Here is a 15,034-nt window from a genome sequence, read left to right on the forward strand (position 1 = left end):
GAAGTTCAATAGAACGTCTCTACAGGGGTTTCAGCACCTCATGTGATGAGGAAACGCTATAAAAAATGGTATTGAGTATAGAAATATTAGGAATTACGCAAGAGTAGCAATTAATAATCATAACAACTGCCAAAGATAGCAAGAAAATTAATACACCGTTTCCCGAATTACTTCCGTATTGATTGGTTTGATCAGGTAAAGCCGCAACATATACCAAACGATGTTCCTCAGCAATGGAATTTTTTTGAAGAACTTGATAACTCCCCAATCTTTGCTGTTATTGAGTTCAATTAATTTCTGGTTATTGATTGCACATTGCTCTAAAAACCAGAAAAAGTAGGGGTGATTTGTGTTTAAGATAATTGGAAATGCCCTAGCAGCAGTTTTGTTGGTTTCTTCAATTACCTGATTGTTGTATTTACGGGGATGAATACCTAATATTTCATAGAAACTTGCCCGTTCAAAGACTGTCATTGTGTGAGTAGCAAATACAGTTAATAAGAAGAAACGCACCCATAATCGTGCTTTCCAATTATTCCATAACTGTGGTTGAGAACGTAACAAAGCCTTGAAAAAATCCCCATGTCTATTTTCGTCTTGACACCAGCTTTCAAATTTGCGAAATAGAGGATAAAACTGAAATTCTGGATTTTTTTCCATGTGGCGATAGACTAAAATATAACGCCAGTACCCAATTTTCTCCGACAGGTAAACGGTGTAAATCACCCATTCTGGAGGAAAAAATGTATAGGTGCGATTTTTAGTTAAATAACTTAAATCAAGGGAAAGATTAAAATCTGCCATTGATTTATTCAGAAAACCCGCATGGCGTGCTTCGTCTCGTGCTAAATAACCAAATGCTTCTGATAGTAGAGGGTTACTGTCTTTGATACGACGAGATAATTCTTTAAACAGTAAAAACCCAGAAAACTCTGAAGTACAAGAACGTTCTAAAAAGTCAAGAAAAGCTAACCTTTTCTCTCCTTCAATGTGATCCCAACACTGTTTAAATTCATCATCACGAACAAAGTGATGGCGGTTATAATCAGCTTTGAGTTCATCAACGACAGATCTTAATTCGTTCTCATAGGCAGAAATATCCATTTTGGCCACAGCATCGAAGTCTGTGGTATAAAAACGGGGTGTTAATAATGTTTCTTGAACAGGTGCTTTGACACCTGGTTTCAATAACTCAACTGGGGGAGTTTCTAAAGACTTAACCATGATACTCCTTTGAATATTTTATGCTTTGATAATTATCTAAGCATAAATAGTTATTAGTAGTCATCAGTTAAATTATTGAAAATAAATGGTACAAAAACACCTGATCAGCTTGAGCAATTGCCTGAAATTTTAGCGGCTTCTGGATACAGGATTTTCAACGAGGCCGCCATTATCAATTGCATTATAAGTATCATTATTTGCTAAACCCAACCAAGGATCAGAATTAGGTGTTAAAAACAGTTCAGCATAGACTTTTTCATTAAGTTGATTGACATCAGATGTTTCATTTTTTTCTAAAAACCATTGGTGAATTTGCCTGTGTAGGATATATTCATTTCTGACTGTATCTAAGGCCATAACTGTTTCAAAATTACGAATTACTTGAGAGAAATTATTTCTGTTTGTTGTATTTGGTAATTTCTTGGCTTGAATTAAAGCTATGCTATTGGCATCTAGTTTGGCATCTGCTTGATACAATTGAGCTAATTTATTCCAAGTTGCTTGGTCAATAATTTCTAAAGAATTAGGTGTCTGATCTGATGCTTCGGGTTGAATTGAATTAATAATTGGTCTTTCTACTACTGATTTAGAAACGGCTAGAGAACCTGCCAATACAGCACTTGGAGGTGAAGTCAAATTATTTCTACGTTCTACTAATTGGGGTGGAGATTGAATACCCAATTTAGATAAATCTGCTCTCCATTGATTTTGAATTCCATCAAGCTGGCGAAGATGATATTGTTGTAATAAAATTTCGTATTCTGATCTGCTACTTTTATTTAATTTTGTTGCTATTGCTGCTGTTTGTTTGAGTTGGTTAAAAAAAGCTTTCGGTCCATACAGTCCGGGAATGGCATCAATGGGACGACCAGAACTATCTAAAATATAATGAATACTATTACCTGTAATTGTTCTTTCTAATTTGCGTCCGTCTCCAAAATCAATTGTGACTTTGGGAACTGGTCTGACTGTTTGCCAATGTAATATAAATTTGTCTTTTAAGAGTTGAGAAATTTCTGCATTTGGATATAATGCAACTCTAAAAAATCGACTATTAGCACAACTGAGATCTGTATCTAATCTACCTAATAGTCGTAAAGAAAGAATTGGTTTGCCGCTAGTTTTAGCAACGGTTTTAGCTTTTTCTAAATCGGTATACCAATACAATTTGGAAGCGTAACAATCTCGTTGTTGACACAATTGATCTAAAGCTGTTTTAACTTCTACTGAGGCTAGGGATGTTAAATCACCAATATGAGATTTGAGAAAAATTTCTAATCCTGTTGCACCTTGTTGACGTAATTTTGTGGCTTCTTGAGTTAGTTTAAATGTTGTTTTTGTAGTTTCTTGGCTATAACCAGCTTGGGAAAAAAAGCAACTGGCTAAAATGAAGCTAATGGTAAGGTTTAAATTGGTGAATTTCATATTTTTAAAAGTGCTTTAATTGGCTTTTCTAATTATGCCACTAAATTTTTGATATATCTACTTACTAATTCTTCCTTTTGCTGATGTTTGTGGATATTTATCAACTTATGTGAAGAATAGTCTCTCTGTTAAAATCAAGAATATGTGATGTTAGCTTTTCACCTGCTGTTAATCCACTCTCACGGAGATTTTAGCCTGATGTTGCTGTGCCTCAGAATTGAGAATTTTGCCCTCATCGATCACCTGGAATTGGAGTTTGGTGCTGGTTTGAATGTGTTGACAGGGGAAACCGGTGCTGGGAAGTCGATTATTTTAGATGCGATTGATGCGGTTTTAGGTGGGAAAGTGTCTAGTCGTGTGATTCGCACGGGGACTAGCCGTGCTTTGGTGGAAGGTACTTTTAGTATCAATCCTTTCCTGAGTGCTTGGTTGAGTGAGCAGGAAATTGATTTAATTGATGATAATTCGGTAGTAATTAGTCGAGATATTTCTGCCACTAGCAGTAATATCCGCACTAGATCACGGATAAATGGGGTGCTGGTAAATCGGCAAATTATGGGAAGTCTGCGCGATCGCTTGGTGGAAATTACCGCGCAAGGACAAACCCTACAGGTGGGACAATCTGCTCAAGTCAGAGATTGGTTAGATTTATATGGTGGTGAGTCTTTGATGCAACAACGCCAAAAAGTTACTGTTGCTTTTAGTACATACCATGCTGCACACCAAACTTTAGAAAAACGCCGCACTTCGGAACGGGAACGCTTGCAACAACTGGATTTACTGACTTATCAAGTGCAAGAATTGGGAGCAGCAAATCTCAGTGATGTTCAGGAAATGGAACTATTGACACAAGAGAGGGAACGCCTAAATCACGTTGTTGATTTGCAACAAATGAGCTACAAGGTTTATCAGGCTTTGTATCAAAATGAAGATGAAACCCCTACTGCTTCTGATTTATTGGGAGACAGTGACGCAACATTAACTAATATGGTGGAGTTTGATTCCCAACTACAACCTTTATTAGAATTAGTGCGGGATGCAGTCACAACTGTGATGGAAGTGGGAAGACAAATTAGTGCTTATGGGGAAGGATTGGAAGCAGATCCGCAACGGCTAGAAGAGGTTGAGGAACGGATGCGGGAATTAAAACAAATTTGTCGTAAATACGGCCCAACTCTCACGGAAGCGATCGCATATTATGAACGTATTCAAATAGAATTAGCCGAACTCAACAACAGCGAACAATCTATAGAAACCTTAGAACAGCAAGAACAGGCTTATTTACAGCACCTCAACCAAGTTAGCCAACAATTAACCCAACTACGTCGCCAAACTGCGGCTAATTTAGAATCTCACCTGTTGACTGAACTCAAGCCTTTAGCAATGGATAAGGTCAAATTCCAAGTTGAGATTGTGCCTACTTCCCCCACGGCCACAGGTGCTGATAAAATCACATTTATGTTTAGCCCTAACCCCGGTGAACCCATACAACCGCTTACAGAAATCGCTTCCGGTGGGGAAATGAGCAGATTTTTACTAGCTTTAAAAGCTTGTTTTAATCAAAATGATGGTGCAGAAACAATGGTATTTGATGAAATTGATGTCGGTGTATCGGGAAGAGTTGCTCAAGCTATAGCTGAGAAATTACACCAACTCAGCCAAAGTTATCAAGTATTATGTGTTACTCACCAGCCCTTAGTAGCAGCAATGGCAGATAGCCATTTTCGGGTGGATAAACAAGTTACTCATAAAAATGGTAACACTGAACAACGTACAGTTGTGAGAGTGACTAGCTTAGATAATTTAAGCACTCGACGGGAAGAATTAGCACAGTTAGCTGGGGGCAAATCTGCAAATGAAGCGATCGCATTTGCCGGATCTTTATTATTACAAGCTGCTAACCACCGTCGTCAAGAACAAACTTAAGTTCTGAACCGAGACTAAAAATGTTAATGAAATATCATCAGTCGTAGCAGTCATAAAAATGTTAGCTAAAAATATCACAGATTTATTATCTTCTCATTGGCAGCAGACACTTCAATCATTTAATGTTGACAAAACAACGGCAAATAAAGCATTTTTTCAACTCATTTCAGCTTATTCTAGCCCCAGTCGCTACTATCACAACCTACAACACATTCACTCTGTCCTCAACACAATTGAGACTTTTACAACCTGTATTCAAGATTTGCCTTCTTTACGACTAGCAGCCTGGTTTCATGATGTAGTATATGACACTCATACCCAAGATAATGAAGAAAAAAGTGCTGTTTATGCTGCTAATATGCTCAAAACTTTAGCAATTCCAACTAGTAATATTACCAATATTAAACGTCTAATTTTGTGTACTAAAAATCATCAAGCAGATGATCTAGACAGTCAAATTTTACTTGATGCTGATTTAGCAATCTTAGCTGCTACTCCACTTCAGTACCAAGAATATGCCCAAGCCATTCGCCAAGAATATGCTTGGGTTTCAGAAACTGAATATATCACAGGTAGAGGAAAAGTATTAGAGCATTTTTTACAACGTCAATCTATCTACTTAACCCCATTAATGTTAGAATCTTCTGAAGAATTAGCCCGTTTCAATATCACAACAGAATTGAAATCTCTTCAGAAAAATATAGGACTTATATGAAATACCACGTAATTTATGACGGTCAATGCAATCTCTGCGTTACTTTAGTGCAGTTGCTCGAAACTCTAGACCAAGGAAAGCTATTCAGATACATCCCCATGCAAGACGAACAAATGCTATCTCAATGGGGAATAACTGCTCAAGATTGTGAACAAGGAATGATTTTAATTGATCATAATGATTCCTCAAAACGTTGGCAAGGCAGCAACGCAGCAGAAGAAATTGGGCGATTATTGCCACTAGGCAGTTTATTTGTTGAGGCTTATCGTGCCTTACCGGGGATGAAATGGGCAGGAGATAGGTTTTATGAACAAATCCGGGATCATCGCTACACCCTGTTTGGCAAGCGTGGAGACACCTATCAATCTGCCTATTGTGTAGATGGTAGTTGCAAAACTGGGATTGAATAATTAGAGCGCAATCATGAAATCGCAATTTATTGAATTATCCCTCTTTATCTGTAGACATCTCCAGAAATTAGGTTTTGTCTTAGACAGGACAAGAGTTTCAGATTCTTTTTCGGAGAGGTCTTGTGTTTATCTGCGGTCAATTATTCTTGATATCTTAATTCACAGGTTAATTATCAATGACAACAATCAAAGTGATATTTACATTGCATAGGCAGTAATTTCCACGCCAGAAACAATGTATTTAATCTCCTGACAATAGGTGTTTCAGAAGTTTTCTGCACCACTAAGGGATTTCTGTAAGAGGTCTATCTGTATAGTCAAGTCTGTGATAAGATTACAACTAGTACAAATAACTAATTAAAAATTGTATATGTCAGAACAAACACTATCAGAAAAACTGAAGGAAGAAATCAAAAAACTCAAAGCTCCCAACATTGCCGTCATTGGTGGTACAGGAGTAGGAAAAAGCTCATTGATAAATGCTGTTTTTGGTAGAGATTTAGCTAAAACAGGTGCTGGCTTGCCTGTTACTCAGGAGTTTTGCCGCTATCCTGCAGATGAAGAATCTAGAGATATACCTATTGTTATATATGATTCGGCTGGTTATGAAGCTGCTAAAGAGACTCAATTCGTCAATAATGTCATAGATTTTTTAACTAAAAAGAGAAATGAGGGGCTTGATAAACAAATTCATCTTGTCTGGTATGTAATTAATGCCTCATCAGGTAGGGTACAGAAATTTGAAGAAATTATTATTGAAAAGATTAATCAACTCGGTATATCCGCAATTATAATTCTATCACAATGCGATCGTGCGAAAGACACAGAGATAGAAGGCATCAAAGCTGCACTAAATACTTTTAACCTTGACAATATCCATGATGTGTTGGAAGTAGCCGCGTCTCCATTAGAGTTTCAAGGTAAACCTATTTACGAACCTTTTGGTTTACACGAATTAGTGGATAAAACTATTGAAATTGTCCCTTATATTTATACAGATGCAGTAATAGCAGCGCAGGTTGTAAAACTGCAAGATAAAAGACAATTAGCTTGGAAATATATATCTGCTGCGGCCACCACTTGCTTCCTTTCAACCGCAAGTCCAGCCCCTTTAAGTTCTCCAGTGCTAATTGGAGTACAAGCAGGGCTTTGTGTATCTATTGCTTCAGTATATGGTCATCGTGAGTTTGCCGACTTTTTAAACACAATAGGTACTTTTGCAGCCTTCAATACATTTGTAACTTCTGTTTTAAGTGATTTATTAGGTATATTTTTTCCGCCTGCCGGATTACTAACAGCAGCAGGAGTAGCTTCCTATGTTGTAGCGTTTGGACTAACTTGCACAGCTGTATTTGAAAAAATCGCACACGATAATCTTCAAGGAAAAACAAGAGAAGAAATAAAACAATATTTACAAGAGAGTTTTAAACAAGAATTTGAGAAATATAGCCTTTATAGTATCCCTAATCGTGAAACGTTAGATATTGTAAAGAGAACCTTTCTGAATTCTTGATCAACAATTACTATAATAGTAAAGACAGTTTGAAAACCAAACAAAGTAAGTTGAGGATTTACTAACCTAAAGCATTGCTAATTACAGTGAAATTTTTATGCCCATTAAAGCCGAATAGGCTGAATGTCAGCAATAACACAGATCAAAGCAATCAAAAGATGTAGTTTTGGGTAATCGTCTCAATTGTTGTTCATAATCGTCTCAATTGTTGTTCATAATAGAAGTACAAGAAAGGGCTAAGTGACATCAATGTGTCTCATTTCACCCTATTAAATAAACAGAAAATGGAACAATTACCTGTTACAGACGCAGTAGTAAGCGTCATGACAAAAATTCAAGCTCCTAATATCCTAGTTGTAGGCAAAACAGGTGTGGGTAAGAGCAGCTTAATAAATGCTGTATTCGGTGAAGAATTAGTAAAAACTGGTGCAGGGTTTCCTGTAACAGAAGGGTTCCATTTTTATAGTAATGGTCTTGTTAATATCTATGACTCTGCTGGCTATGAGTTCAGTAGTGAAAATATATTTGTTTTGGATATTTTTAATTTCTTAAACTCCAAACAAAAGGCAGGAATTGAAAAGCAGATTCATATAGTTTGGTACTTGATTAATGCTGCCTCTAGTAGAGTTGAAAGGTTTGATATTAAGATTATTAATCAAATTCGCAACTATGGGATACCGTTAATTATTATTCTTTCTCAAGTTGATCGAGCAAGAGATGAAGAAATTCAAGGTATTAAACCTGTATTAACACCTTTAAATGTGTCAGATATAATTGAAGTAGCTGCGTCTCCTCTGACAATTAGAGGAAAACCCATCTGCGAACCTTTTGGTTTAGACGAAGTAGTTGAGAAAACTATCATGCGGTTACCTGAAATCTATGCAGACGCAGTGAGGATGGCACAGATTGTTGATATAAAATCAAAACGAGAGTTAGCTTGGAAGTTAATTGCAGCAGCAGCAGCAATAACCTTTAGTAGTGCTTGGCTTCCTATTATAGGTGCAACGACAGGAACAAGTTTGGGAGTGCAAGAATATCTAGCTGTTTCAATTGCATCTGTATATGGATTTGGTGAGACAAGAGAATTTCTACCACAAATTTATAGAGGAAAAATATCAAAATCAACATTGAGTGTTGCGGGAGTTACATTAGGATTTGATATTTTAAGCAAATTAATTCCTGTTGCAGGTAGTGTGATTGCTGGAGGAACAGCAGCCACACTAATTGTAATTACAGGACTAGCTTATGCTTCAGCATTTGAATCAATGGCAAACTTCCACATAGATCCTCACGATTCCAAAGCATTGCAGAGGTTTTTATCTGACAGTTTTCAAGAAGCATTGGCAAAATATTCCAATCTTGTGATTAGATCAACGAAAGATTTAGCAAACGTCAAAGACAGATTTTTAAATCAATAGTTATTTTCCTTTGTCCCACTTTTATCTTCACAGTTTGATATTGTTTTTTCGCATTTATTGAGAGTTTAGATCTCAATTAAGACTGACAAAAGTTGATGAATTTCTTCTATTGTGTTGTAGTGTACTAATCCGATTCTCAGCAAACCACCACTTGCTTCCACACCTAATCTTTCGGTAAGGTCAATAGCATAGAAATGTCCATGCCAAGCAAAGATACCCTTTTCTCCTAAAATTTTGGCTATATTTGCTGGTGTTTGTCCTTCAATTGTGATAGAAACTGTGGGAGTTCTCCAGATAAATTGGCTAGGTTCAGTAATACCATAAACTCTTAAACCGGGAATTTCTAACAATCCAGAAATTAGCTTTTTACTTAATTCTCTCTCATATTGCTGAATGGCTGACATTGCAGATATTAAAGCTGCACGACGACTGTGATAAGCTGATGCTAACTCATGATTAGGTTGTGCAGATAAAGTGAGAAAACTAGGACAGTGAAAGGTAGTTAAACCTTCTTTATCCGCTGCCATTAAAGACGATAGTAATTCATTATCTAAAGTTGGTGAAACATGACAACCTAACTTTGCTAGATAATTAATTGCTGCTACTACTCCCGCTAAACCTTCGTGATTGAGAGTTCCTGTTTCCCAACGTGAGGGTACTTCTTCTGAAGCTGGTTTGACCTTGTAGGGAGTAAACCGCGCTAAATGTTCTCGTTTTCCGTAGAGAACACCCACATGGGGAGCGAAGAATTTATAAGTAGAACAAGCGAGAAAATCACAATCTAATTGATGAACATTAATAGAAGCATGGGGTGCATAATGGACGGCATCAACAAAAACCAAAGCACCAACAGCATGAGCTAATTTTACTATTTTAGCAATATCGTTAATTGTCCCTACTGCGTTGGAAGCATAACTCACTGCTACTAATTTTGTGCGTGAATTAATCTGGCTTTCCAAATCGCTCATATCTAGGGTGCAGTCTGCAACATTAATATCAACCGTGCGAATATTTACACCCCTTTCTTCCAAAGCCTTCCAGGGAGAAATATTAGCTGCATGATCAAGACAAGTCACAATTATTTCATCACCTGGTTGCAGTTCTCGGCCAATAGCACGACTAACTGCAAAAGTGAGAGTGGTCATATTCGCACCAAACACCACCTCATCATGATCACATCCTAACAAATCAGCGATCGCAGCACGAGCAGAAATAATCAACGCATCAGTTCGCACACTAGTAGTAAAATAGCCATGAGCATTGGCATTAGACCTCACCAAATAATCACTCATAGCATCAAGCACTGCACCAGGTATCTGAGTACCACCGGGTCCATCAAAAAAAATCGCTGGGTGTCCGTCAGTCGTTTGCGTTAATGCCGGAAACTGAGCGCGAATCCATTTTAAATCAAGAGATTCCATAAATAAATTTCCTTATTTTTTCACCCACTACAGAGACAATATCTTCATCCCAACAATAACCTCCTCCGCGTCCCTCTGCGCTTAACTCAGCGAACCTCTGCGTTTAAACTCCACCCTATTTAATCGGCCAAGCGACTTTTTGCAAAACATTCATTATCCCTATATCTTTGAGTAACTGTATTTGTTCAGCATTTCGCACCAACAAAGCGCCAGCAAAGCCCAAAGAATTGACAGAAATTGACTCAAATTCTTCCTGAAAACGCGGTACTATTAACATCCATTCTCGCGTAGCTAAAAGATTATACGCCCCAGATTGTTTATTATTCCCAACTGCTTCAATACCCACGGCTTGCAGTAAAGCTTGATATTTTGTAAAAGTTACTTCTGCTTCTTCCTGCAAATCGAGATTAGTGAAAGCGTGTAAAAAAGGAAATCCGGGTATAGTCGCAATAGAATCTTGAAACTTTGCTGTTTTTAATAATGGTGTAATAGGAATTTCTAGCTCAGAAAAAGGTAAAATTTGTAAATGTTTATGTCGCTGACTAGCCCCCGCAATCTTACCCCCATTGTAGAATACTAAACCATCAAAATCAGCTAGACAAGCCCACATTGCTGCAAAATCTTCTACAGTAAGTAAGCTTTCCTGTTCTTCAAAAGCACGGGTGATAATCAGCAGGTGATAATCAACAACATTGAATTTATTTAAAATACAAACATGGGTATCAGAAATATCTGCTACAAACAAATCTTCTTCGTAAGGCAAGAAAGGATTAAACTCTTTACCAGTATTAGCAGTTTGTTGATCTTGCTTTTTCTTAGCTGCTTGTTTGCGGTTTAAGTTCGATAATATCCGCACCAAGAATTTAACATCATCTTGTTCGATAAATTCAAATTCCGTCGGGATAGATTTTAGCGCTCCGCATTGTAAAGCCTGTGCTGTGGTTTGTTTGACTTTTGTCCACAATGTGCCTGGTTTGAGTAATATTTTGCCCTGTGTCATCTGTTTTTATAGTAGTAGGCTAATATTTTACCTATTACCCATGACCAGATGTGGATTTTTAATGATACTTACCACCAACAGGAATATTGCCACAACTAAGGCTGCATACCTGATTAAAGAATTATCCCAGTGTTTGAGAGCGATCGCAATCACTGCCCAAACCGTTACCCCAGCATAAGCAATATCCCGGTACTGTATAACCATAACAGTAGTAATCGCCGCTGCTGCCAACAACATAATTACAGTCCATACCTCGTTAGTGATGCCCCAACCATTCCAACCATAAAAATACAGCGCAGAAGCTACATTGACAATAGTCGCCACACTAATCCAACTCAGATAGATACTAATAGGTGTATGAAGACACAGTTTTTTGTTTTTATCTACACGCTTTCTGCCAATTTCTAAGCGCTGGTAAATAATAATCAGGGGAATCAAAATCCCTAACATTGCAACTATAGAAAGGGTAAAAAGTCTGGAGAGAAACAAATACACCCAAATACTTTGAGCAACGGAAGCAACTACCAATAAATATCCAGTTTTACGTAAATCAGGATCATTTTTTTGATTAGGAAGAAATTGATAAACTCCCAAAGTAAACAACCCTAAATAAATCAGTCCCCAAATAGCAAAAGCATAGTTAGCAGGAATAATTAAAACCTCTCTAAATACAGTATTAGAAATTTCTCCAATACTGACTCCATTCAGCGGAAAAATATTGGATAATACGTTAATCACGAAAGCACCAACAATAGCAGCTAAAGTAGCAAGCTGCCGTATCAAATCCTGGTTATTGCCAGAGGTAGACTGCTGCATAAGATAATTTGATCAGAGATATATTCTATAATTTTAGCTTACATATTTTGCTTTTATAATCTCGTTACTTTGTGGTATCTTGCTACAGGTGAAGTTGAATAATCAGCCAAATTTGATATAATTAATGGCTGCATAAACAAAAACTGCCTAGTCACATAAATTAGTGCTTTTGTAAAGGTAAAAACGATGCGATTATCACAAATGTTATTCGTTACACTCCGGGATGATCCTGCTGACGCGGAAATTCCTAGTCATAAATTGTTACTCCGTGCAGGTTATATCCGTCGCATTGGTAGTGGTATTTATGCTTATTTGCCTTTAATGTGGCGAGTTTTGCAAAAAGTTTCCCAAATTGTGCGGGAAGAAATGAATGCCACCGGCGCACAAGAATGTTTATTACCCCAATTACAACCGGCTGATTTATGGAAGGAATCAGGACGCTGGGATACATATACTAAAGCTGAAGGGATCATGTTTTCCCTCGTTGATAGAAGAGAACAACAATTAGGACTTGGGCCAACTCACGAAGAAGTCATTACAACTGTTGCCCGTGATATGATTCGTTCATATCGTCAATTACCGCTGCATTTATATCAACTGCAAACTAAATTTCGTGATGAAATTCGTCCCCGTTTCGGTTTAATGCGCGGTAGAGAATTTATCATGAAAGATGGTTATTCTTTCCATGCTGATGAAGAAAGTTTGAAAAAAACTTACCAGGATATGTACAAAGCATACAGTAATATGTTGCGACGTTCTGGTTTAGCTTTTCGGGCTGTGGAAGCTGACTCTGGTGCTATTGGGGGTTCTGGTTCAACAGAATTTATGGTGTTAGCAGATGCGGGAGAAGATGAAGTTCTCTACACTGAAGATGGTAAATATGCAGCGAATGTAGAAAAAGCAGTTTCTCTTCCTGCTAATGCTGAAACTTCACCTTTTACAACTTACGAAAAACGGGAAACTCCAGGAACAGATACAATAGAAAAACTTTGTAATTTTCTCAAATGTTCTCCTACTCAAATTGTCAAAAACGTTTTATATCAAATTGTCTATGATAATGGTTTGACTATTTTGGTGTTGGTAAATATTCGCGGAGATCAGGAAGTTAACGAAGTCAAGTTACAAAATGAATTGACTAAATTAGCTCCTCAATTTGGCGGAAAAGCTATTATTGCTTTTAGTGTACCTACTAGTGAAACAATTGCAACTTGGGCAGCAAAAACTTTACCTTTAGGCTACATTGCGCCAGATGTTGCTGATGATTATATTGCTGAAAGTAAGCAAGTAAATCCTAAGTTTGTGCGCTTGGTTGATCAAACCGCAGTTGAGTTAAAGAACTTTGTCACTGGTGCAAATGAAGCTGGTTTTCATGTCGTTGGGGCTAATTGGGGTGAGCAATTTAAACTACCTGAATTAACCGTAGATATTCGGAAAGCAAAATTAGGCGATCGCTCTCTGCACGACTCAAACCAAACCCTACAAACGGCTAGAGGCATTGAAGCTGGTCATATTTTCCAACTTGGTACAAAGTATTCCCAAGCTATGGGTGCAACTTATACTAATGAACAAGGGGAAGAAAAGCCTTTGGTGATGGGTTGTTACGGTGTGGGTGTGTCTCGTTTAGCACAGTCAGCCGTTGAACAATCCTATGATAAGGATGGCATAATTTGGCCTGTTGCGATCGCACCCTATCACGCCATTGTCACCATTCCTAACATTAAAGATACCCAACAAATCGCAGTTGCAGAACAGCTTTACACAGAACTCAATCAAGCTGGTGTAGAAACCTTACTAGATGATCGTGATGAACGAGCAGGTGTTAAATTCAAAGATGCTGATTTAATCGGTATTCCCTTTAGAATTGTCACAGGTCGAGCGATTACAAATGGTAAAGTTGAAGTAGTAAAACGCGCAAACCGTGAATCTCAAGAAATCCCTATTGAGGAAGTTGTTAATACTTTGCAACAGTGGGTTAAAGAGGCGATAGAGAGGTAAGATTAAACGCAGAGGGGCACTGAGGTTAACGCGGAGGTACGCTGAGGTTTTTTCTCAGTTAGCCCCCTAAATGAACTGGGTTATTGAAAAGATAATGGCAGAACAAACTATAAATTTTGATTCTAATCCACCAGTTGCTACCAATGAATACGACACGATGATTCAAATGGCTTTACCTGGATATGAGGTAATGCACAATATGGCATTATCTGTTTTAAGAGCAAATTTACCAGATAAGGCTAATTTGTTGATTGTGGGTGCTGGTAGTGGTATGGAGTTAGTCAAATTTGGTAAAGGTAATTCACAGTGGCAAATGCTAGGTGTAGATCCATCTAGTAATATGCTTGCTATTGCTCAAAATAAAATAGAGGAACATGGTTTATCTACACAAATTAAATTATTTGCCGGATATACCCATGATTTAGATCAAGCTTCTTTTTATGACGCAGCAACTTGTATTTTAGTCATGCATTTTCTTCCAGATGATGGTAGTAAATTAGCTTTACTGCAAAATATTTCCCAACGGCTAAAATCATCAGGTACTTTTATTTTATTGGATATATTTGGTGAAAAGGGTACTCAGGAATTTGAAAGAATGATTGCTATCATCAAAGTTTATTGGGAACAAATGGGAATCACCCCAGCAAAAATAACCGAAGGACTAGAAACAATCAAAAAAGGTGTTTTTCCTATTCCAGAAAAAAGAGTAGTGGAATTATTACAGGAAGCTGGCTTTGGTAATATTTTAAGATTTTATACAGGGCTTTGGGTTGGTGGTTGGGTAGCAACTAAAAACTCTTGAGGTATCGTCTGAGTAAAATGGTACTCTCTGTTATTTTAGATAGATTTTTGTTGGGTTTCCTCAACCCAACTTTACATTTCATGTGGAAATGCAATATCATTCTTAATGTTTCTTCGTTTTTTGCCAGTCTTCTAACGCACCAATAACAAAGCTGGCAGCCGGGTGGTTAAGGAATTGCTCAAATTCTGGTAAAAATTAAATATGCTTTATCTCAAATCCTTGTAGAGACGTTCCATGGAACGTCTCTACAACATTATTTACTAGATAAATTAAGTAACCCAATACCAAGATTTGCCCAAAAAATCCATACTTTCATAACCTAACCTAAACCACAAAGTGTTAAATCTAGTAACGTTAAACTATAAGAAA

General features: G+C 37.4%; 12 protein-coding genes. 7 read left to right on the plus strand and 5 right to left on the minus strand.

Annotated elements, in window-relative coordinates; genetic code table 11:
* Positions 1–147 precede the first annotated feature (147 nt).
* Positions 148–1,224 (minus strand): magnesium-protoporphyrin IX monomethyl ester (oxidative) cyclase, encoded by a 1,077-nt coding sequence (acsF, locus tag AC012T_RS01030; RefSeq protein ID WP_487062492.1) that lies wholly within the window; start codon positions 1,222–1,224, stop codon positions 148–150.
* A 129-nt stretch (positions 1,225–1,353) separates the two neighbouring features.
* Entirely contained in the window at positions 1,354–2,649 is a 1,296-nt protein-coding gene (locus AC012T_RS01035) for a thioredoxin domain-containing protein (protein WP_487062493.1), read from the minus strand.
* A 198-nt stretch (positions 2,650–2,847) separates the two neighbouring features.
* Here AC012T_RS01035 and recN point away from each other — a divergent pair, with 198 nt between their 5' ends.
* From recN to AC012T_RS01060, 5 genes are all read left to right on the plus strand, one after another.
* The gene (gene recN, locus AC012T_RS01040; protein ID WP_487066382.1) at positions 2,848–4,575 is read left to right on the plus strand and encodes a DNA repair protein RecN; all 1,728 of its coding nucleotides are present in this window, start codon (positions 2,848–2,850) and stop codon (positions 4,573–4,575) included.
* A gap of 58 nt (positions 4,576–4,633) precedes the next feature.
* Positions 4,634–5,290 carry an HD domain-containing protein gene (locus AC012T_RS01045; RefSeq protein WP_487062494.1) on the plus strand — a complete coding sequence of 219 codons (657 nt, stop codon included), beginning with the start codon at positions 4,634–4,636 and terminating at the stop codon, positions 5,288–5,290.
* Positions 5,287–5,700, plus strand: coding sequence for a thiol-disulfide oxidoreductase DCC family protein (locus AC012T_RS01050; protein WP_487062495.1), 414 nt, complete (start codon positions 5,287–5,289; stop codon positions 5,698–5,700). The genes AC012T_RS01045 and AC012T_RS01050 overlap by 4 nt, the downstream gene beginning before the upstream one ends.
* A 370-nt stretch (positions 5,701–6,070) precedes the next feature.
* Positions 6,071–7,213 carry a GTPase family protein gene (locus tag AC012T_RS01055; RefSeq protein WP_487062496.1) on the plus strand — a complete coding sequence of 381 codons (1,143 nt, stop codon included), beginning with the start codon at positions 6,071–6,073 and terminating at the stop codon, positions 7,211–7,213.
* Positions 7,214–7,497: 284 nt separating this feature from the next.
* Positions 7,498–8,631, plus strand: a complete 1,134-nt coding sequence (locus AC012T_RS01060; protein ID WP_487062497.1) for a GTPase — start codon at positions 7,498–7,500, stop codon at positions 8,629–8,631.
* A 65-nt stretch (positions 8,632–8,696) separates the two neighbouring features.
* Here the strand turns inward: AC012T_RS01060 and AC012T_RS01065 are convergent, their stop codons facing one another.
* From AC012T_RS01065 to AC012T_RS01075, 3 genes are all read right to left on the minus strand, one after another.
* Entirely contained in the window at positions 8,697–10,052 is a 1,356-nt protein-coding gene (locus AC012T_RS01065; protein WP_487062498.1) for a cysteine desulfurase-like protein, read from the minus strand.
* 115 nt (positions 10,053–10,167) lie between these two features.
* Complete coding sequence (locus AC012T_RS01070; RefSeq protein ID WP_487062499.1) at positions 10,168–11,052, minus strand: ATP adenylyltransferase family protein; 885 nt, start codon at positions 11,050–11,052, stop codon at positions 10,168–10,170.
* Positions 11,053–11,079: 27 nt separating this feature from the next.
* Complete coding sequence (locus tag AC012T_RS01075; protein WP_487062500.1) at positions 11,080–11,868, minus strand: tryptophan-rich sensory protein; 789 nt, start codon at positions 11,866–11,868, stop codon at positions 11,080–11,082.
* Between the two features lie 186 nt (positions 11,869–12,054).
* Here AC012T_RS01075 and AC012T_RS01080 point away from each other — a divergent pair, with 186 nt between their 5' ends.
* Together AC012T_RS01080 and AC012T_RS01085 are read left to right on the plus strand one after the other, a co-directional pair.
* Positions 12,055–13,863, plus strand: coding sequence for a proline--tRNA ligase (locus AC012T_RS01080; protein ID WP_487062501.1), 1,809 nt, complete (start codon positions 12,055–12,057; stop codon positions 13,861–13,863).
* 94 nt (positions 13,864–13,957) lie between these two features.
* Positions 13,958–14,665 carry a class I SAM-dependent methyltransferase gene (locus AC012T_RS01085; RefSeq protein ID WP_487062502.1) on the plus strand — a complete coding sequence of 236 codons (708 nt, stop codon included), beginning with the start codon at positions 13,958–13,960 and terminating at the stop codon, positions 14,663–14,665.
* Positions 14,666–15,034: the final 369 nt, after the last annotated feature.

This window comes from Anabaena sp. EIM26, assembly GCF_057568715.1.

What these genes read in the sequence shown, in the direction of transcription:
- acsF (WP_487062492.1), bottom strand. Translation starts at nt 1,224, where the DNA reads ATGGTTAAGTCTTTAGAAACTCCCCCAGTTGAGTTATTGAAACCAGGT.
- AC012T_RS01035 (WP_487062493.1), bottom strand. Translation starts at nt 2,649, where the DNA reads ATGAAATTCACCAATTTAAACCTTACCATTAGCTTCATTTTAGCCAGT.
- recN (WP_487066382.1), top strand. Translation starts at nt 2,848, where the DNA reads ATGTTGCTGTGCCTCAGAATTGAGAATTTTGCCCTCATCGATCACCTG.
- AC012T_RS01045 (WP_487062494.1), top strand. Translation starts at nt 4,634, where the DNA reads ATGTTAGCTAAAAATATCACAGATTTATTATCTTCTCATTGGCAGCAG.
- AC012T_RS01050 (WP_487062495.1), top strand. Translation starts at nt 5,287, where the DNA reads ATGAAATACCACGTAATTTATGACGGTCAATGCAATCTCTGCGTTACT.
- AC012T_RS01055 (WP_487062496.1), top strand. Translation starts at nt 6,071, where the DNA reads ATGTCAGAACAAACACTATCAGAAAAACTGAAGGAAGAAATCAAAAAA.
- AC012T_RS01060 (WP_487062497.1), top strand. Translation starts at nt 7,498, where the DNA reads ATGGAACAATTACCTGTTACAGACGCAGTAGTAAGCGTCATGACAAAA.
- AC012T_RS01065 (WP_487062498.1), bottom strand. Translation starts at nt 10,052, where the DNA reads ATGGAATCTCTTGATTTAAAATGGATTCGCGCTCAGTTTCCGGCATTA.
- AC012T_RS01070 (WP_487062499.1), bottom strand. Translation starts at nt 11,052, where the DNA reads ATGACACAGGGCAAAATATTACTCAAACCAGGCACATTGTGGACAAAA.
- AC012T_RS01075 (WP_487062500.1), bottom strand. Translation starts at nt 11,868, where the DNA reads ATGCAGCAGTCTACCTCTGGCAATAACCAGGATTTGATACGGCAGCTT.
- AC012T_RS01080 (WP_487062501.1), top strand. Translation starts at nt 12,055, where the DNA reads ATGCGATTATCACAAATGTTATTCGTTACACTCCGGGATGATCCTGCT.
- AC012T_RS01085 (WP_487062502.1), top strand. Translation starts at nt 13,958, where the DNA reads ATGGCAGAACAAACTATAAATTTTGATTCTAATCCACCAGTTGCTACC.